Source organism: Vreelandella olivaria (assembly GCF_023507745.1).
GTDB classification, from domain to species: domain Bacteria; phylum Pseudomonadota; class Gammaproteobacteria; order Pseudomonadales; family Halomonadaceae; genus Vreelandella; species Vreelandella olivaria_A.
Window position 1 is genome coordinate 112,272 of sequence record NZ_JALPZO010000123.1, and the last position, 18,456, is coordinate 130,727.

Consider the following 18,456-nt stretch of genomic DNA (forward strand, 5'->3'; position numbering starts at 1 on the left):
CACTACTCACATGACGCGACGTCGACTTTCCACTATGTACGCTTCGCGCAGTTGCTGCGACACCTTGCCAGGATAGCCATCACCGATCTTCACATCATCAATCGCAATGACCGGCGTGACAAATGAGGACGCCGACGTCACGAAGCACTCCTTGGCGCTCTGTGCTTCCGCGACACTGAACGTCCGTGCCTCAACATGCAACGACAGAGCCTTGGCGACTTCCAGGACGACGGCCCTGGTAATGCCCGGCAAGATAGCATGGGAAAGCTCTCGCGTTACCAACACCCCCTCGTGAGTCAGTATCCAGGCATTGTTCGACGCCCCTTCTGTCACTACACCATTCTCAACAAGCCAAGCGTCATCGGCACCAGCCGCTTTCGCCGCCATTTTGGCCATTGAAGGATAAAGCAACTGTACCGTTTTGATGTCACGCCGCGCCCAGCGCCAATCGGGTTGCGTCGCGACGCGAATGCCTTCTCGGCCACTGCGACTCTCAACCAGCGCCTTGGCCTGGGTGAACAACACCAACGTGGGTGGCGTCTCGGCTTCGGGATAGCCAAAATCACGATCGCCGGTGCTGCCTCGTGTCAGTTGTAGGTAGACCATTCCTTCCTCCAGAGCGTTGCGCCGGATCAGTTCGCGATGAATCGCCAACAACGTTCCGTCGTCTAACGTTAAGGCTATCTGGAGTTCACTCGCCGAGCGCCTCAATCGCCGCATATGCGCGGGGAAATCAATCAGCTTACCATCCAGTACTGCCGAAACCTCGTAGACGCCATCAGCGAGCAGAAAGCCACGGTCGAAAACCGAGACCTTGGCATCTTGTTCTGCAACGTAGTCGCCATTCACGTAGACCGTTCGATGTGTCATCTCATGCTGTCTCTTGTATCTCTATGTCCGTGAATCCGCGCTGGCTTAGCCCTATAACTGCAACTCATCATGCCAACGACTCAGCCCCATAATGCCGAGACGGCTGGACGCACACCGTCAGCGTCGATGCGCATGCCGTGCTCGCGGTCCCGGGACAGTAGTAGCGGCCCGTCGAGATCGACCACGGCCGCTCCCTGCGCCACTAACAACGCTGGAGCCATCGATAACGACGAGCCCACCATGCAACCGACCATGATATCGAAGCCTCGTGCTAGCGCCTCCTGTTTTAGCGCCAGCGCTTCGGTCAAGCCACCGGTCTTATCGAGCTTGATGTTGATCATATCGTAGCGTCCCACCAACGATTGCAGCGAGCTGCGGTCGTGACAGGATTCATCTGCACAGACCGGCAGCAGCCGCTCTATTTCCGCTAGAGGCGCATCGTTACTGGCTGGTAGTGGTTGCTCAACCATATTGATCCCTAGCGCTAACAGTGCTGGTGCTAGGCTTTGATAAGCGTCTCGGTCCCATCCCTCGTTGGCATCAACGATGATACGCGACTCGGGTGCGCCCTCGCGAACTGCTTCAAGGCGCTCAAGATCGCCCTCGCCCCCGAGCTTCAATTTAAGAAGTGGCCAGGCTGCGTAATGTCTGGCTTTTTCCCGCATGATATCGGGCGTATCCAGAGACAGGGTGAAAGCAGTGATTTCGGCCTTTGGTATATCAATTCCAGCAAGCTCCCACACCGGCTTACCAGCGCGCTTCGCCTCAATATCCCAGAACGCACAATCGAGAGCGTTACGTGCAGCACCGGCCGGCAAGCATGATTGCAATGCAAGGCGATCCATACCATTCGACAATGCATCACGCATTGAATCGATCTGAGCCATCACACTCTTCACCGACTCACCGTAACGCGCATAGGGCACACATTCGCCACGCCCCGTGTGAGCCCCATCATTGAGCGTTGCGACCACAACACGCGCTTCGCTTCGCGAGCCGCGGGAAATAGTGAAAACTTCTGCAAGGGGAAATACCTGCTCCTCAATGCTAAGCGTCAACATGACAGCACCGCCTCTGCCAACCGATCCGCGCTCTGGCGGTACGGGTCGACGCAGGGCAAACCCAGCCTTGCCTCAAGATCCCGAAGGTAGCGTTCTGCCTCGTCAATAGACTGCCCCGAAGTGTTAACCGAAACACCAACAACCTTGCACTCAGGGTTCACCACTTGCGCCAATGGCAAGGCTGTATCGCGTAGTTGCTCGAGAGATGGCAATTGATAATTCGGCAGTCCACGCATGTGCGTACGAGTCGGCTCATGACACAGAATCAACGCATCTGGCTGACCCCCGTGAATTAGTGCCAGGGTGACGCCAGAGTACGAAGGGTGAAACAGGCTCCCCTGCCCTTCGATGATATCCCAATGATCGTCATCGTTATCGGGCGTCAACCATTCGATCGACCCGGCCATAAAATCGGCGATAACGGCATCAAGTGGCACACCTTCTCCAGTGATCAGGATTCCGGTCTGACCGGTGGCCCGAAAACTCGACTTTGCACCGCGTTTTTGTAGGGCGATATCCAACGCTAGCGACGTATACATTTTACCAATCGAACAGTCGGTACCCACCACGAGACATCGCTTACCGCGACGCGGTTGACCATCACCAATAGGATACGACACCGGCGGTATACGCACATCGATGAGCTTACCACCGTATTGCTCTGCCGCTGCTACCAGTTCCGGTTCGTCACGCAATAGATTGTGCAAGCCGGAAGCAATGTCCATCCCAGCAGTCAGCGCTTCCTTGAGTACGGAGATCCAGCTCCGAGAAATGATGCCACCTCGATTGGCAGCGCCAATCACCAGTGTCCTGGCACCCTGAGCTACAGCCGTATCAATATCAAGGTCCGGTAGATTCATGTCCGCTTGGCATCCTGGTAGCCGGTACTGTCCCAACGCATACTCTGGACGCCAGTCGCGGATACCCTGAGCAACCTTGGCAGATAACGGATCGGGCACATCCCCGAGGAACAGTAAATATGGTGTCTTGAGCATATTGTTTTGTCTCAGTTAAATAGATACTGACGGAGTCATCCTCCACCATCATAACGATGCACCGCGACATGGTTTCGTGAACCGTGTAAGCCGTTACATCATGTTTTGAGGCAACCATAGCGAAATGGCGGGGAACGCCAGCAACAGTGCAAGAATAACCAGGTCACACGCCACAAATGGCCAGACCCCGGCAAAAACTTCGCTGATTTTGACTCCTTTACCTGCAGCGCTGGCCAGGGCAAAGGCGTTGAGACCGACGGGTGGCGTTACCCCTGCAATCTCGCACATCTTCATGGCAATGATACAAAACCAGATCGGTTCGTAGCCTAGTTCCACTACGACTGGGAACATGATCGGTAGCGTTAAAGCGAATGCGGCTGCGGGCACGACGACCATCCCCATCAGAAACCAGATGACTAGAATTAGCCCCAGGATGATCCATGAGGGTACATCCCAAGAAGTCATAAAATTCGTGATTTCAAAGGGAATTCGCGTTAACCCTAAAAAACGACTAAAGAAGAGCGCCGCCACAATAATAAAGAACAGGGTGGTTGTGATTCCGGCTGACTCTCGAAGTGCTGCGCGAAGTTTATCGAGAGAGCGCAGCGGCCCCATTGCGACGCCTAGAATGATTGCCCCCAGGGCCCCAACTGCACCAGCTTCGGTTGCCGTAAACAGACCACCATAAAGACCACCGATAACCACACCACCTAGCAGTAGGATCTGCCATAAATCGAGAATACCTCGTAAGCGATCCCCCAGCATGACACGCTGTTCCTCCTCCAGCATTGGTGCAAGCTCAGGGTTGCGCTTAGCACGCCATACAATCGAAATCGCATAGACTAGCGCGGTCAACACTCCAGGAATGATACCCGCAATAAAGAGCTGCCCTACCGGTACGCCGGTGAAGATCGAAAACAGGATGAACATGCCGCTAGGTGGAATCATTGCAGCAAACGAACCCGCGCAAGCAATGCTGCCCAGCGCGAAACGCTTGTCATACTGATAGCGACGCATCTCCGGGTAGGCAATGCGCCCAAATACGCTTGCGGTAGCTAGAGAGGAGCCACATACAGTAGAGAATGCAGCACTCCCAAACGCGGTCGCGACCGCCAGCGATCCGGGGATCCGTGCCGTTGCTCGATGCAACCCCTTGTAAGCCAGCTCGGCGAATCCACTGGCTGTTGCTAGCGCGCCCATCAAGACGAATAAAGGCAGGACTGTAAAAGTCGGCGAAGCGATCGCCGTGTACATAGTATCCCCCAGTAGTGAAGTGGCACTGAATGGGGTCAGAATTGTGGCAATTCCAACAAAAGCGACAAGCAGGAAATTAATCGCCAAGGGAACACCGAGCACGAGAAGTATCAGTAATGCCACTACGCCGCCGACGCCTACTAGTGTGAAGTCCATGATGAGATCCGTAGTAGAGGAAAAGTCAGAAACCAGGAACTGTAGTTTTGGACTTCATGAACTTTTGAGTCGAAGCAGGGCCACCAACCTGCAACTTAGCTGAAGCCCATATAGCGCCAGGGCGACAAACATTATGAACTTAACCGGATACACTAAAATCGGGCGGGGTCCAGCAATCGCCTGGCGACTCTCCCAAGCACCGATAGCGTTGGTCCACACCGCCCACACAACGATGACCACAGTCACGAGCGAAACCAACGTTATGAATCCATTCAGTAGCCGCACGGCGGTACCGGTCAGCTTATCTGTCAAGAACTCGACTCGGATATGCGCATCACGCTCTTCGGCATGCGATAAGCCGAGATACACCACAGCAATCATTGTAAACATGGCCAACTCAGAGACACCGTAGAGTGGACGCGAAAAGCCTCGCGACACCAAATCGACAACCATGAACACCACCACCACCATCAATAGCCAGCCGCACAATTCCGCCAAGCTCTGATTGATCAAAGTCAATAAGCGTGGTCTGCGCACTTTAGCGGCTAATTCAGAGCTGGATTGTCGAGCCACGGGACACTCCTTAGTGTCGACATTCGACTTATCATTCATGAGTCGCTGACCGAGGAGTCGTCATTAATGATCGCCTCTATCTTTTCGATAATCTGCGCGGGATTCTCGACTCCTGCAGCCTCCGCACTTTGTAGCCAGGTCTGGCGATTGCGTTCTACTGCCGGTAACGAGATAAACCTCTCAATGTCTTCGTCAGAGGCAGCTGTCACTGTATATCCGGCAGCTTCCTGAATCTCGACGATGCGGTCGAACTCGTTGGCGTAGTATTCACCGAAGGTCTGTCCCGCTTGCGCCGCTGCTTGCTCAAACCAGCCCTGCATCTCTGCAGACATTGCCTCCCACTTACTCTGATTAACGGTAAGAATCATTGGGATCGCTAACCACAAGCGGCGTGTCGTCAGAATATTAGGTGCAACCTCGTCCATACCGGTACGGTTGAGGCTATCGTAATTGGTAAAGACACCATCGATAGCTCCCGACTGAAGCGACTGATAGGTATCACTCCAGGGTACAGATACCGGCGTTGCCCCCAGATCACCCAAAAGATTGAGCATCCACTGACTGGAAGCGCGTATCCGCTTACCTCGAAAATCATCGAGCGACATCACGGGTTCACGAAAGACACCCGAGTAAGGAAGAAAAGGATAGATATAGACAATTTTCTGACCCTGCCTGGCGAACTCTTCACGAAGCTCAGGAACTTGGTCATAGATGGCATGATAAACTGACATGATGTCCGAGTAGTTCTCAGGGCCTGCCGGAAACAGTTGAAACGCACCATTTAAAAATAACTGATTGGGATAGTAATTGATGTTGATAAACCCAATGTCAGCAACACCGTTTCTGACACCGCCGAGAATTTCATCGCCCTGCATGACTGAGCCTCCCCAGTAAGGCACTATTTCGATCCCGCCAGCAGAAACCTCACTCAAGGCATCCAGAAAGCCTTGTTCAGCAGCACCACGCAGACCATTCGGGGCAGTATTGGTCGCATACGTCAGCGTTTCCGCAGCAGCGGTAGTGCCGGGCATCATTGCCAAGCTAGCCCCAAAGGTTAGAGTGAAGGCAACGACGGCCATCTGACGGTGCCACTGAAGATATTGCTGATTCATTAAGGGCATGGGGATAAACCTCGTTATCATTGCAGTTGAAGTGCGTCATCAAGTGACAGAAAAATAATCAGTGATATAACACACGCCTGTCTCATACCTTTTTGTCGTCGGGCTATAAACTGATGTTAATCCAGTGACGCTACTCAATCGTTCCCTCTCGCCGAAGTAAACGCCCTGCACGATTGAGGACTGTTCCCTCCATCCAGGTTGGCTGCCCGTTGACCATAACCCAATCAATACCTACCGCCGGTTTTGTTGGCTCAACGAAGCTGGCCTCATCACAGATCCTATCGAAATCAAACAGGGTTAGGTCGGCAAAGGCCCCCTCGCGGATCACCCCCCGGTCGGTTAACCCGAAACGGGCCGCCGACATAGATGTCATTTTGCGAATCGCTTCCGGGAGGTCGAACAGTGCTTCATCACGGCAATAATGACCAATGACGCGCGGAAAGCTACCCCACAGTCGTGGATGGGGGTTAGGGTCGCTGGGCAGTCCATCGGAGCCGATCATAGTCAGAGGATGAGCTAGAACGCGACGTACATCCGCCTCATCCATATTGTGATAGATAGCACCAGCCGGCATCAGACGGCGTGCTGCTTCCGTTAGATCGACCTCCCACTCCGCCGCGATTTCGCTCAGCAGGCGTCTCCCCTGTTCTGGATATGGCTTTGACCAAGTCACCAGAATGTCGAATTGGTCCGAGACTCGCCACAGGTCGAGCGTGGTCGAACAGGCCGAATAGGGATAACAGTCACAGTTGCATGGCTGTCCGCGAACTGCCAGCTCAAGCTTTTCCAGAGCGTGTCCACTCTTTCCCCAGTTATCGACATCAGCACACTTCAGGTGCGATATCACCAAGGGTACGTGACCATGACGGGCTGTTTCGAACGCTTCATCCATTGCTTCGAACAACAGATCGCGCTCGTTACGCATATGCGTGGTGTAGATACCACCTTCCTCACCCACGACCTCCACGAGTGCTTTAACTTCTCGGGATGTGGCTTGACGGGCATTGGTATAAGCGAGACCAGAACTCAACCCAATCGCACCACCTCGTAACGCAGTACGAAGTGCTTGGCGCATGACCAGTATCTCCTCGTCGCTAGCGGAACGATCGAAACCAGTCATGGCTCCAGCACGCAGCGTAGTATGTCCGATCAAAGCAGCAACGTTCACCGTCGGCACAGCCATCTCGACTGCTTCGGCAAATGCATCGAATGTCTGAAAAAAGGCGTCGCTTTCACCTAAGAGATTCATTGGGTCCGGGACATCACCAACAAGTTTTACCGGTGAGGCACTGATACCACAGTTGCCGACGATAACCGTAGTGATGCCTTGAGTGATCTTGGGCAGCATCTCTGGCTGACGGATGGCGCAACTGTCATCATGGGTATGGACATCAATAAAACCAGGAGAGAGATACCGACCTTCAGCCTCAACCACCTGTGCGGCCTGCGTGGTACCCAGATCACCGATAGACACGATTCGATCTGCCTTAACGCCAATATCAGCAACGAACGGATCATTACCGGTACCATCAACAACGTAGGCCCGGCGAATAACTACATCGAATGTCATGCTTCTCTCCTGAGAGTGACGCGCCTGAGTATATGGTTCTGTCAGTGCCGGAGCATGGATAGTGATGGCATTGCACTGAGCAGTGCGCTTGGTTCAATGAAAAGCTTACCTAGCGCTCGACCCCAGTTTGCGAAGTAATTCGCCCGTAATGCTCGATACGACGGTGACGCGCAAAGTCGAAGATAGTCTTCTTGCCAAATTGGCAGAGATCCATATCACACCGCGCAACAATCAGTTCATCACCCTCTCCTTTAGCTCGTGCAACAACGAAGCCATTAGGATCGACGATGACCGTACCGCCCATCAGCGGAAAACCATCCTCAACCCCGGCTTTAGCAACGGCCACAGCCCAGGTGGCGTTCTGATAGGCGCCCGAGGTGATCGAAAGCTCAGAGTGATACAAGCGTTTTTCCATGCCTTCGTCGCTATTTTGTGCATTAACCGCAGGCGTGTTGTAACCCAGCAGAACCAGTTCGACACCTTGCAGGCCCATAACGCGCCAGGTTTCCGGCCAGCGGCGATCATTACAGATGCACATGCCCATTAGCGTGTTCTCATTATCAAAGGTCTCGAAGCCAAGGTCGCCGGGTTCGAAGTAACGCTTCTCAAGATGCTGGAAGTCACGCTCGGTGTCGTACTCGACATGACCCGGCAAATGAATCTTGCGATATTTACCGACGATCTCACCCTGCCGATTGGTTAGGATGGAAGTATTGAAATGGCGTCCTCCCGGCGTCAGCTCGGCATAGCCAAAAGAGATAGCGATGCCGTGCTCACAAGCACGGTCAAACAGGGGACGGGTTGCCGCATTGGGCATTTCGCGCTCGAACCAAGTATCGACCTCAGTTTGATCTTCCATGTACCAGCGCGGGAAAAAGGTAGTCAGCGCCAATTCTGGATAAACGACTAGATCGCAGCCTTGCTCAGCGGCTTGATCCAATAGCGCGATCATTCGCACAACCACAGTTTCCCGACGATCACTTTTTTGAATCGCCCCCATTTGAGCACCACCAATCACCCACTCACGCATGTTTATTTCCTTTTATCGTTACGGCATTGAAATCGTTACTGCATATTAGGCTCAGCGATTAAACTTGCGTTCGAAACGACTAATTAAGCGCACCAATGGCCAGAGCAACAGCAAATAAATTAGCGCTGCCAGAACAATTGGGGAGGAGTTATAGCTCATCGAGCGCACCATATCCGCACGGTATAAAAGCTCGCCAAGTGACACCACACTGGCCAATGATGTCAGTTTGACCACCTCCACAGTATTCGAGAGAAGGTCAGGAAGTACATTGCGTACCGCCTGAGGGAGAATCACCCACAGCATGGTCTGAAACTGTGTCAACCCTGTCGAGCGGGCACCTTCAAACTGCCCTGGCGCAATTGATAGCAGCCCTGCACGGTAGACTTCGCAGTAATAGGCCGAGGTATTGAGAACAAATGCAATCACTACCGCAGCATAGGGCGATAACTCTATGCCGGTAAACGGCACCCCTGAATAGACAAAGACCAGCAACACCAAGGGCGGCACAGCACGAAACAGATCGACGAATACAATGGTCGGCCAACTCACCCAGTGACGGGGACTACCCGATGCGATAGCCAGCAATAACCCCACGATGCCACCCAAAGAAATGACCACTACACAGATCAGTAGAGTAACGCTGAGCCCTTTTAATAGAAGGGGCAACGACTGCAGCATTAAATCGAGGTTGAAGAATTGGTTTGCAATGACATCCATATCACCGCCTCCGCCAGTTCACACTAGATTCAAGCCAACGCCCCATAACGACGAAGGGCAAGAACAGTACGACGTAAGCCAATGCTCCCAACGTCAGAGGTGTTGCACTCCCAGAAAAGGATTGGGCACTCGATGCCTGATAGAGAATTTCTGGAACACCGATCACCGTCCCCAATGCGGTCATCTTGGTGATCGCAATAGAGCGATTGGTCAGTGAAGGTATCGACATACGCATCGCCTGGGGAAGCACGACCCATATCAGTACTGTGAGGCTGCGCATGCCAGTGGCTCGTGCAGCCTCCCATTGCCCCGGCTCCACTGCGCGGATACCTGCCCAGAAAATTTCCTCTGCGAAAGCCGCCAATACCAGACTCAGTACCAGAAACAGCACCATCCACGCTGTTAACGTGACCCCGACACTGGGCAATCCGAAATAAAAAATCAGCACAACCACCAGCGGAGGTAAAGCTCGCCAGATGTCGGCAAACACCACAATCAGCAGACTAATAGGCCTTATACCGGCACTTCGTATACAGGCCAGCAGCAGACCCATCACCAGTCCACAGACCACTATGGCCACAGCCAATCCCAACGTAACCCACAATCCGTCAAGGATCTGTGGCCAGTACTTTTTTATAATCACAGGATCGAAGAACACCTGCATAAAATGGCGAAGTCCATCCATAAGTGCCTACTCCTGGACAATCAAAAAAGCCATATACTCGAGTGACCAGCGGTTGTCGCTCACATTTTATGTATTAATCTCTAAAACTTTTTCTCACCTTTATGCGAGTTTTTAGAGCAGGCGCTCAATTACATGTGAAGACACGGTCGTCCGCGACATAACCCGAAAACCCAGGTTGGCCATATCCAGAAATTGGCGTTACCGCTGTGGAGCCTTCGACAGGTTCCACGCCAAACCACTTTTTGGATAGCTCGGCTATAGTGCCGTTGATTTTCAAGCACTCAAGAGCATCTTCAACTCGATTCCGAGTATCGGTATCATCCTTTCGAAAAGGGATCGCCCACACCAGACCGGTGCGGACTAGATAGGAAAGTTCGAGACCAGGGTTCTGGTTCACTGCATAGGCAGAAACCGTGTTTCCAGCCACATTCGCTGCGGCACGCCCGCTCATCACTGCCTGAATCGCATCGCTGTTGGTGCCATAACTTTCGACTTGCCAACCATATTCATCGGCATGCTCGCGTGCCCAGCTGTCGTATGCCGACCCTCTATTGACAGCAACCACCTTGTCCCTCAACTGATTTAAGTCGGTGATTTCCTGCGCCCCCGCCTGAATTACGAATTGAAAATCCGTATCCAAATAGCCTTCGCTAAACAGCAGGTTATCAGCGCGCTCCTCGGTCACAGTGGTGGGGGCCATTAAGAAGTCATAGGTGCCAGCCTGCAGTCCCGGAATCAGTCCAGAAAACTGCGCAGCTGTAATCCTCATTTCCACACCCATCTGTTCACCCAGTGCATTGGCCAGATCGACGTTAAAACCTTGCACGTCACCATCCATAGTTTGCATGGCGTGCGGTGCGAAGGTGCCATCCAGTGCTACATGATAGTGAGTCGGCTCACCGGCATGAACTGTGGATACCCCCAAGCCCAAGACGACCAGTGATGGTTTCAGACAGCATCCTAGAAGGCTAGACAGCGATGAAGAGAAAGTTGGAGACATAGGTGTTGTTCCCGTTTTATGGATGTAGAACCGGTTTGTTAGTGGCACTGCTCAACAAAAGCCTGCGTACGCTCTTGCAGTGGCGCTGCGAAAATCTGCTCGGGCGGCCCCTGCTCAACGATATAACCATCGGCCATGAACACCACACGATCAGCCACAGCTCGGGCAAATGCCATCTCATGAGTCACCACTAACATCGTCATGCCGCTCTCGCGCAATTCCCGCATCACCTCCAGCACACTGCCGACCAATTCTGGATCCAGCGAACTTGTTGGCTCATCGAATAGAACAATCATCGGATTAAGGGCGATGGCGCGGGCAATGCCTACACGCTGCTGTTGTCCGCCCGACAGCTGGTGTGGATAGTGCCCGGCACGTTCCGACAGCTTCACACGAGACAACGCTTCAAGCGCTACCGCCTCAGCCTTACGGCGTGTCATTTTCTTCACCAGCCGCAGTGCCAATGCCACGTTACCGAGCGCCGTGAAATGGGGATAAAGGTTAAACTGCTGGAAGACCATACCGACTTTCTGACGCATACGATCAATCGAGGTATTGCGATCCATCAGATCGATACCATCAATGATCACTTGGCCACCACTGGGCACTTCCAAGCAATTGCAGCAGCGCAGCATGGTGCTCTTTCCTGAGCCGGAGGGACCAATCACACAGACCAACTCCCCTGGGAGAACACTCAGATCGAGGCTCTCAAGCACCACCTGCTGCCCAAACACCTTCCGCAACCCGATCAGCTCCAGAATCGGAAAAGGGTTGTGGGCATTCGCCCCAGCGACCACTGATGAACTGGGTGTTATGGTATCGTTCATGCTCTGTTCTCACCCAGGCTGGTGGGTCCATCTGTTGACGGATTCACCAATTGGCGGATCAGCGCTTTCGGATCGCGTAAGGCACGCACCTTGGCGACTGGCTCGGGAAGCCCACAGGCTAGGAACTCACCACTACCGCGGGCAACCTTGATCTCGCCATCTTCGATGACGACACGGCCGCGATTGATCACTACATCCGGCCAGCCGGTCACCTTCATGCCTTCGTAAGGGGTATAGTCAACATTGTCATGCAGTAGATCGTTAGTGATCGTGACTTCGCGCTCTTCGTCCCATATCACGATGTCGGCATCCGAACCCACTGCGATAGTGCCCTTACGCGGATATAAGCCATAGGTACGAGCATGATTGGTCGCGGTGAGTGCCACAAACTCATTGATCGTCAGACGTCCTTTCAAGTAGCCCTCGCTGAATAGCAAAGGCATGCGCACCTCCAGGCCGGGCAAACCGTTGGCCATCTCTCGGAAACCCGTCTTTTCGCCTTTCGGCAGCTTGCCGGTTTCATCCCAGCAGTATGGCGCATGATCAGAGGAGTAAAGTGACAGACTCCCCTCCATCAGTCCTTGCCACATGGCACGCTGACAGCGTTCGTCACGCGGTGGCGGACTGCAACAGAATTTGGCCCCTTCGACACCAGGCTTGTCGATGTCGGCAGCGGTCAGGAACAGATACTGTGGGCAGGTTTCTGCATAAAGTGCGGCGCCCTTTTGCTGTGCCTGGCGGATACAGTCCAAGGTACCGACTTCCGAGACATGCACGATTAGAATTGGTGTTTCCAGGATTCGAGATAGCGTCACCACCCGGTTGGTAGCTTCGGTCTCGGCGAGCCCACTGTGTGCCACCGCATGGTATTTTGGTGCGTTCAATCCCCGTTCGACAAGGCGGTCGCCAAGCCAGCGAATCACATCATTGTTCTCGGCATGCACCATGACCAACGCACCCTCACGATCCGCCAGAGCTAGCACATCGAGAATCTGATAATCGTCCAACTTCATACGCTCATAGGTCATGAAGACCTTGATCGAGGTCACCCCTTGGCGAATAGCACGTGGCAAATCCGTCTTCAGAGCCAAGTCATCCAGGTTGGTGACGATGACATGAAAGCCATAATCGATCACCGCCTTCTCTTCGGCTCGCGCACTGTAATCCTCAAGCACCTCGCGCACACTATCATTGCGATGTTGGGCCGCAAACGGCATGATGGTAGTGTTACCACCAAACGCTGCGGAGACAGTAGCCGAATAGAAGTCATCGGCACACATCAGCCCCATCCCCGATAACTGCTCAACATGGCAATGGCTGTCAATACCACCGGGTAACACCCATCGACCACACGCATCAATATCACGTTTACCTGCTGGCAATCCTTCGGCAATTGCGGAGATTTTACCGTTGATGATGCCAATATCGGCTGCGAAGATATCGGTTGCCGTCGCCACCTGACCATTGCGAACCACCATGTCGAAGGCTCTATTCAGATGAGTTTGAGTGGTGATTGTTGTCATACTAGCTCCTGAGAGAGAAATACTGCCTCAATGCCCAAACGGTCTAATCCCATCTCTGAGTTGCATGCTGCCCGGCACGCCATTCCAGTCAAAAATACCCACTTCCAGCGGATCTGGTTTTCGATACGTACGGCTTTTCGATTCAGGCCTCGATTCGAATGTCTCAGGATTTCCAGGCTTGCCGTCATGGTCAGTAACACGACACATCACCCGGGTCTGAAACCCTGTAAAAATCATTCTGCGAGCCGAATGTGTTGATGTCGCATACCTTTTTGTCTCCACCCCTTAACATAAGGTCAAGACCGTTACGGCTGCATATATGCCTGACATACTCTAAGCATCTTACGAGACATGAAAAAAAGGCAGGATAAGCATTACTATTCAAAAGATTAGAAAAATTAACCGCGGGAGCCTCATACCGAAGTACATCATGTCGATCATCTCCTTTCCACGCGGCATACGTCATCGGTGAACCGGCGTATTCCAGTGCACATCTCGCTGGAAGATAGATTTTGAACACCAGGACTGTGGAAAATTGCCCGCCGGGAGGAAAACCGTTCTGCAAGTGAGGAAGAGTTGATCAGCATTTGATGAAGGAGCGGGCAGATGTAGCCTACCCACCCTTCCAACCGTAGGTCATTACCTATCTCAGAGCCTCGCATGCTTCACGAACACGTCGGCACGCTTCCAGTAGCCGTTCGGTATCCGAGGCGAACGACATTCGGAAATGACCCGGTAAGCCGAAGGCACTGCCAGGAACCACCGCTACCCGAGCTGATTCAAGCAGATAACGAGCCAACGCCTGATCGTCCTCGACTCTCATACTTTCCGGCGTCTCGCGTCCCAGTAGCGCTTCGCAATTCGGAAACAGGTAGAACGCCCCCTCCGGCAGTCGACAGACCAGACCGTCAATCGCACTGATTGCCTCGGCACAGAGTATGCGGCGTTCAGCGAAGACTGCATTGCGTGCCTGAATAACATCAAGGGGTTGGGTCAATGCCGCGACCGCTGCTGCCTGGGAAACCGAGGCGGGATTGGAGGTCGTTTGCGACTGTATTACCGCCATGGCCTGGATCAATTCCGCCGGCCCACCACCGAAGCCGATCCGCCAACCAGTCATGGCATGCCCCTTGGAAACACCATTGATAGTCAGCGTGCGTAGTTTCATCTTCGGTTCGACCTGAGCCAATGTGCAGAACTCGAAGTCGTCGTAGACGAGATATTCATAGATATCGTCGGTCAGCACGAAGATATCGGGATGCCTGGACAGCACCGCCGCCAGCGCTTCCAGCTCGTCGCGGGTATAGCCGGCTCCGGACGGATTTCCCGGTGAATTGAGAATCAGCACGCGTGTGCGCGACGTGATCGCGCCCATGAGTCGCTCAGGGGTCAGCTTGAAGCCGCTCTCGGCCGGGCATGCCACCGCCACCGGTATACCGCCAGTAAGGCGCACCATGTCAGGGTAGGAAACCCAGTACGGCGCAGCGAAGATGACTTCGTCGCCCGGATCGACCAGTGCCATCAGCGCATTGAAGATGACCTGCTTGCCTCCGGCCCCGACACTGATCTCATCGACCCGGTACTTGAGACCATTGTCGCGACGGAATTTCTCGATGACCGCTTGCTTGAGCGCTAGCGTGCCGTCGACATGAGTGTAGCGGGTCTCACCGGCATCCAGCGCCGCCTTGGCAGCCTTGCGGATGACGGCCGGAGTATCGAAATCAGGCTCGCCCTGGGAAAGAGAGATCACATCAACCCCTTCGGCACGCATTTTGGCGGCGCGACCACTGATTTCGATGGAAGCAGAGGGATGAACAATCGACAAACGCTTGGCCAATCGGGTCATTGCTGAGGACTTCCTGACGGTTGGCGGGCGGCGACGATATCGGCCATCGGCCGGATCGCGACACCGTTATTCTCGAGCCGACGGCGCAAGGTGGCAGCCATCTCGACGGCTCCGGGAGTGTCCCCATGGACACAGATACTGTCGATATCGAGGGCAATACGCTTGCCGGAGATCGTTGTGACGGCCTGCTCTTCGAGCATGCGCAGGACACGATCAGCCGCGGCCTTAGGGTCATGAATCACCGCACCGGGTAACTTGCGCGACAGCAGATTGCCGTTATCGGCATAGGCCCGATCAGCGAAGACTTCATTGCCGACCCTTAGTCCCAGCTCTTGCGCAGTCAGTGACGTCTGCATGCCCGGCATGGCTAGTTGGATCAGTTCAGGATCAATGGCAGCGATCGCCCGCGAGACAGCCAGTGCCAGCTCCCGATCCTCGGCCGCCATGTTGCCCAGTGCACCATGTGTCTTGACGTGGCGAATGGGGTGCCCCACTACTTCGGCCATGGTGCGAATAGCACCAATCTGATAGATCAGCTGTTTTTCCAGGTCGGACGGCGATTCACCCTCAATGCGGCGACGCCCGAAACCCACCAGATCCATAAAACTCGGATGCGCCCCTACCTGCACGCCTCGGTCACGCGCCTGCACCAGCGTCTCGTGCATCACCACTGGATCCCCGGCGTGAAAACCGCAGGCGATATTGGCCGTCGTGACAATGTCGAGCATGGCACGGTCATCGCCCATGCTCCAAGCGGCGAAGCTCTCCCCCATATCGCAGTTTAAGTCCACATGGACACTCATCATACTCTCCCCTGACAGGGTTGTTGAAAAGGCACCACGCAATCCGTACTCACGGTATCGAATGGCACCAGCCATGGTATACCAATAGTATACACAAAGCTCAGCTTCAGATAACGTCACTATAAGACCGGGGCGGAACGGTTGTTTTCAATTCGACTAACACAACTCAAGGAGTTCTATGTGACCGACTTCACCTGCGTAATCGCCCAGCCAATCCACCAAGATGGCATCGAGCTACTGCATGAAGCAGGCATTCGAGTGGTTCATACACCAGCGCCTGATCCAGTGTCGCTGGGTTCCGTTCTAGGCAATGCCGATGCGCTGATCGTGCGTAGCGCCGAAGTTAATCGCACCATGTTGGATCGGGCTCGGCGGCTCAAGTTGATTGGCGTCCACGGTGTCGGTGTCAACGCCATCGATATCGCCGCCGCCACCGAGCATGGAGTGATCGTCGCCAATACACCCGGCAGCAATGCCCAGGCGGTAGCGGAGCAGGCGATCGCACTGATGTTCGCGGCAGCCAGACGGGTGCCGCTGGCCGATCGCACCGTGCGTGAGGGTGATTTCTTCGCCTTCAAGTACAGCGTGCCGATGATCGAACTGGAGGGGAGTACCTTCGGTGTGGTCGGCTTTGGCAATATTGGCCAGCGCACGGCACGAATGGCGAAGGGGTTGGGCATGCGTGTCATCACCTATTCTCCCAATGCACCGGATAGCGCGCTGGCTGAGGTAGGGGTCAAACGCGCTCAGTCACTCGAAGTATTGCTTGGTGACGCCGATATCGTCTCAATACACGTCGCTCTCAACGAGCAGACACACAACCTCATCGGACGCCAGGAACTGGCGCGAATGAAACCCACAGCGTTATTGATCAATACCGGACGCGGAGGCACGGTGGACGAGATCGCGCTGGCCGAGATGCTGGCAGAGGAGCGTCTTGCTGGCGCCGGGCTGGATGTGTTCGCCGTCGAGCCGATACCGTACGATCATCCTTTGCTGGCGCTCGACAATGTCGTGCTCTCACCGCACAACGGCGGCTCCACCGCCACCAGCATGTCACGCACGGCACGTGCGGTCGCTCAACACGTCGTCGACATGAGTCGCGGCCAGCTCCCAACCCAGGTGCTCAACCCCTTGGTCATAACCAATCAGGAGGCCCCATGAATAGCATCGTGCCTGACATGCAACTGTCCAAGCGACTCTTTACCGAGCTGGCCGCCCCCTACGAGCATCAAACCGGTATCACCCGAGATGCCTATGGCCCTGGTGAACAACGGGCCCATGAACTGTTCGTGGCCTCCGCTAAAGCTCTTGGCCTGGAGATCCATCAGGACGCCGCCAGCAACCATTTCGCCCTTTGTCGTGGGCTCGACGACACCCTGCCCGCCTGGCTGGTCGGCTCACATCTCGATTCCGTTCCCCAGGGCGGCAACTATGACGGAGCTGCCGGTGTCGTTGCTGGCCTCGCGGCGATCGCCGGGCTGCTGGCCGCAGGTATTACGCCCCAACGCGATATCATCGTGGCAGCCTTCCGCGCCGAGGAGAGCACTTGGTTTCCCACCTCCTACCTCGGCAGCCGCTCAGCGTTGGGCCAGTTACAAGCCGAGGAGTTGACCGTGCCGAGAGCGGATAGCGGACGCCCGCTTTCCGATCATATGCGCGACTGTGGCGGTGACCCTGATGCGGTGGCGGCAGGCCACAGCTGGCTGGGACAACGCGCCCTGTGTGGCATGCTGGAACTCCATATCGAGCAGGGTTCTACACTTGAGATAGAGAACCTACCGATCGCAATCGTCACAAGTATCGCGGGCAGCTTTCGCTACCGACAAGCACGCTGTTTCGGCGAATGGGGGCATTCCGGTGCCGTAGCCAAGGAGCACCGCCACGATGCACTGATGGCCTTCTGCGAACTGACACTAGCATTGGAGCGGGAATGGTCCACACTTGAGACTGAAGGCCAGAGAGCCACCGTGACCATAGGTCAGATTGCGACCCCGCCGGCGCAACACGCATTCAGCAAGATTCCCGGAGAAGTCGGTTTCTGTCTCGACGTGCGTAGCGAAAGCCCCGAGATATTGACGTACCTGGAACAGTTTCTGTTCGGTAACGCTGAGCGGATCGAGCGCGAGCGTGGTGTACGCTTTGACCTGGGACCGCGCACCGCCAGCACGCCGGCACCGATGAGCACCGTTCTAACTGACCGTTGCCAGATGCTAGCATCAGGGCTTGATATCCCCCATCGCCTACTGCCGAGCGGGGCAGGGCACGACGCAGCAACATTCTCCAAGGCGGGAATACCGACGCAGTTGCTGTTCGTGCGCAATCAGAACGGTAGCCACAACCCAAACGAGGCAATGCAGCTGAAGGACTTTGCCGAGGGTGTTCGGCTGCTTGCGGCGTTGATTCAGGAATGAGCGAGCATCAT

17 protein-coding genes are annotated in these 18,456 nt (G+C 54.6%); 2 read left to right on the top strand and 15 right to left on the bottom strand.

Annotated features, from left to right (window positions below; all coding sequences use genetic code 11):
* Positions 1-6 precede the first annotated feature (6 nt).
* From HP566_RS13605 to HP566_RS13675, 15 genes are all read right to left on the bottom strand, one after another.
* Entirely contained in the window at positions 7-870 is an 864-nt protein-coding gene (locus HP566_RS13605) for a D-amino-acid transaminase (protein WP_249977810.1), read from the bottom strand.
* An 80-nt stretch (positions 871-950) separates the two neighbouring features.
* Positions 951-1,931 (bottom strand): N-acetyl-D-Glu racemase DgcA, encoded by a 981-nt coding sequence (dgcA, locus tag HP566_RS13610; RefSeq protein ID WP_249977811.1) that lies wholly within the window; start codon positions 1,929-1,931, stop codon positions 951-953.
* Complete coding sequence (gene dgcN / locus HP566_RS13615; protein ID WP_249977812.1) at positions 1,925-2,926, bottom strand: N-acetyltransferase DgcN; 1,002 nt, start codon at positions 2,924-2,926, stop codon at positions 1,925-1,927. The genes dgcA and dgcN overlap by 7 nt, the downstream gene beginning before the upstream one ends.
* Before the next feature lie 93 nt (positions 2,927-3,019).
* Positions 3,020-4,336 (bottom strand): TRAP transporter large permease, encoded by a 1,317-nt coding sequence (locus HP566_RS13620; protein WP_249977813.1) that lies wholly within the window; start codon positions 4,334-4,336, stop codon positions 3,020-3,022.
* Positions 4,337-4,390: 54 nt separating this feature from the next.
* The gene (locus HP566_RS13625) at positions 4,391-4,909 is read right to left on the bottom strand and encodes a TRAP transporter small permease (RefSeq protein WP_249977814.1); all 519 of its coding nucleotides are present in this window, start codon (positions 4,907-4,909) and stop codon (positions 4,391-4,393) included.
* A 35-nt stretch (positions 4,910-4,944) separates the two neighbouring features.
* Entirely contained in the window at positions 4,945-6,030 is a 1,086-nt protein-coding gene (locus tag HP566_RS13630) for a TRAP transporter substrate-binding protein (protein ID WP_249977815.1), read from the bottom strand.
* Positions 6,031-6,160: 130 nt separating this feature from the next.
* Positions 6,161-7,600 carry an N-acyl-D-amino-acid deacylase family protein gene (locus HP566_RS13635; RefSeq protein ID WP_249977816.1) on the bottom strand — a complete coding sequence of 480 codons (1,440 nt, stop codon included), beginning with the start codon at positions 7,598-7,600 and terminating at the stop codon, positions 6,161-6,163.
* 109 nt (positions 7,601-7,709) lie between these two features.
* Positions 7,710-8,630, bottom strand: coding sequence for an N-carbamoyl-D-amino-acid hydrolase (locus HP566_RS13640; protein WP_249977817.1), 921 nt, complete (start codon positions 8,628-8,630; stop codon positions 7,710-7,712).
* A 51-nt stretch (positions 8,631-8,681) separates the two neighbouring features.
* Positions 8,682-9,347 carry an amino acid ABC transporter permease gene (locus tag HP566_RS13645; protein ID WP_249977818.1) on the bottom strand — a complete coding sequence of 222 codons (666 nt, stop codon included), beginning with the start codon at positions 9,345-9,347 and terminating at the stop codon, positions 8,682-8,684.
* A 1-nt stretch (position 9,348) separates the two neighbouring features.
* A complete protein-coding gene (locus tag HP566_RS13650) occupies positions 9,349-10,032 on the bottom strand; it encodes an amino acid ABC transporter permease (RefSeq protein WP_249977819.1) in 684 nt (227 codons plus the stop codon).
* Positions 10,033-10,156: 124 nt separating this feature from the next.
* Positions 10,157-11,032: a transporter substrate-binding domain-containing protein gene (locus tag HP566_RS13655; RefSeq protein WP_249977820.1), complete on the bottom strand. Its 876-nt coding sequence runs from the start codon at positions 11,030-11,032 to the stop codon at positions 10,157-10,159.
* Between the two features lie 38 nt (positions 11,033-11,070).
* Positions 11,071-11,859, bottom strand: coding sequence for an amino acid ABC transporter ATP-binding protein (locus HP566_RS13660; RefSeq protein ID WP_284041465.1), 789 nt, complete (start codon positions 11,857-11,859; stop codon positions 11,071-11,073).
* Positions 11,856-13,382, bottom strand: a complete 1,527-nt coding sequence (gene hydA, locus HP566_RS13665) for a dihydropyrimidinase (RefSeq protein ID WP_249977821.1) — start codon at positions 13,380-13,382, stop codon at positions 11,856-11,858. The genes HP566_RS13660 and hydA overlap by 4 nt, the downstream gene beginning before the upstream one ends.
* Before the next feature lie 643 nt (positions 13,383-14,025).
* A complete protein-coding gene (locus HP566_RS13670; protein ID WP_249977822.1) occupies positions 14,026-15,228 on the bottom strand; it encodes a pyridoxal phosphate-dependent aminotransferase in 1,203 nt (400 codons plus the stop codon).
* On the bottom strand, positions 15,225-16,034 hold the full coding sequence (locus tag HP566_RS13675) for a LamB/YcsF family protein (protein ID WP_249977823.1): 810 nt from the start codon (positions 16,032-16,034) through the stop codon (positions 15,225-15,227). Before HP566_RS13675 ends, HP566_RS13670 begins: the two co-directional genes overlap by 4 nt.
* A gap of 177 nt (positions 16,035-16,211) precedes the next feature.
* Between HP566_RS13675 and HP566_RS13680 the strand changes: the two genes are divergently transcribed.
* Both HP566_RS13680 and HP566_RS13685 read left to right on the top strand, forming a co-directional pair.
* Positions 16,212-17,195 (top strand): hydroxyacid dehydrogenase, encoded by a 984-nt coding sequence (locus HP566_RS13680; protein WP_249977824.1) that lies wholly within the window; start codon positions 16,212-16,214, stop codon positions 17,193-17,195.
* Positions 17,192-18,445, top strand: coding sequence for a Zn-dependent hydrolase (locus tag HP566_RS13685; RefSeq protein ID WP_249977825.1), 1,254 nt, complete (start codon positions 17,192-17,194; stop codon positions 18,443-18,445). The genes HP566_RS13680 and HP566_RS13685 overlap by 4 nt, the downstream gene beginning before the upstream one ends.
* Positions 18,446-18,456 lie beyond the last annotated feature (11 nt).

Coding starts and splice junctions, on each gene's coding strand:
- HP566_RS13605 (WP_249977810.1), bottom strand. CDS start 870: ATGACACATCGAACGGTCTACGTGAATGGCGACTACGTTGCAGAACAA.
- dgcA (WP_249977811.1), bottom strand. CDS start 1,931: ATGTTGACGCTTAGCATTGAGGAGCAGGTATTTCCCCTTGCAGAAGTT.
- dgcN (WP_249977812.1), bottom strand. CDS start 2,926: ATGCTCAAGACACCATATTTACTGTTCCTCGGGGATGTGCCCGATCCG.
- HP566_RS13620 (WP_249977813.1), bottom strand. CDS start 4,336: ATGGACTTCACACTAGTAGGCGTCGGCGGCGTAGTGGCATTACTGATA.
- HP566_RS13630 (WP_249977815.1), bottom strand. CDS start 6,030: ATGCCCTTAATGAATCAGCAATATCTTCAGTGGCACCGTCAGATGGCC.
- HP566_RS13635 (WP_249977816.1), bottom strand. CDS start 7,600: ATGACATTCGATGTAGTTATTCGCCGGGCCTACGTTGTTGATGGTACC.
- HP566_RS13640 (WP_249977817.1), bottom strand. CDS start 8,630: ATGCGTGAGTGGGTGATTGGTGGTGCTCAAATGGGGGCGATTCAAAAA.
- HP566_RS13645 (WP_249977818.1), bottom strand. CDS start 9,347: ATGGATGTCATTGCAAACCAATTCTTCAACCTCGATTTAATGCTGCAG.
- HP566_RS13650 (WP_249977819.1), bottom strand. CDS start 10,032: ATGGATGGACTTCGCCATTTTATGCAGGTGTTCTTCGATCCTGTGATT.
- HP566_RS13655 (WP_249977820.1), bottom strand. CDS start 11,032: ATGTCTCCAACTTTCTCTTCATCGCTGTCTAGCCTTCTAGGATGCTGT.
- HP566_RS13660 (WP_284041465.1), bottom strand. CDS start 11,859: ATGAACGATACCATAACACCCAGTTCATCAGTGGTCGCTGGGGCGAAT.
- hydA (WP_249977821.1), bottom strand. CDS start 13,382: ATGACAACAATCACCACTCAAACTCATCTGAATAGAGCCTTCGACATG.
- HP566_RS13670 (WP_249977822.1), bottom strand. CDS start 15,228: ATGACCCGATTGGCCAAGCGTTTGTCGATTGTTCATCCCTCTGCTTCC.
- HP566_RS13675 (WP_249977823.1), bottom strand. CDS start 16,034: ATGATGAGTGTCCATGTGGACTTAAACTGCGATATGGGGGAGAGCTTC.
- HP566_RS13685 (WP_249977825.1), top strand. CDS start 17,192: ATGAATAGCATCGTGCCTGACATGCAACTGTCCAAGCGACTCTTTACC.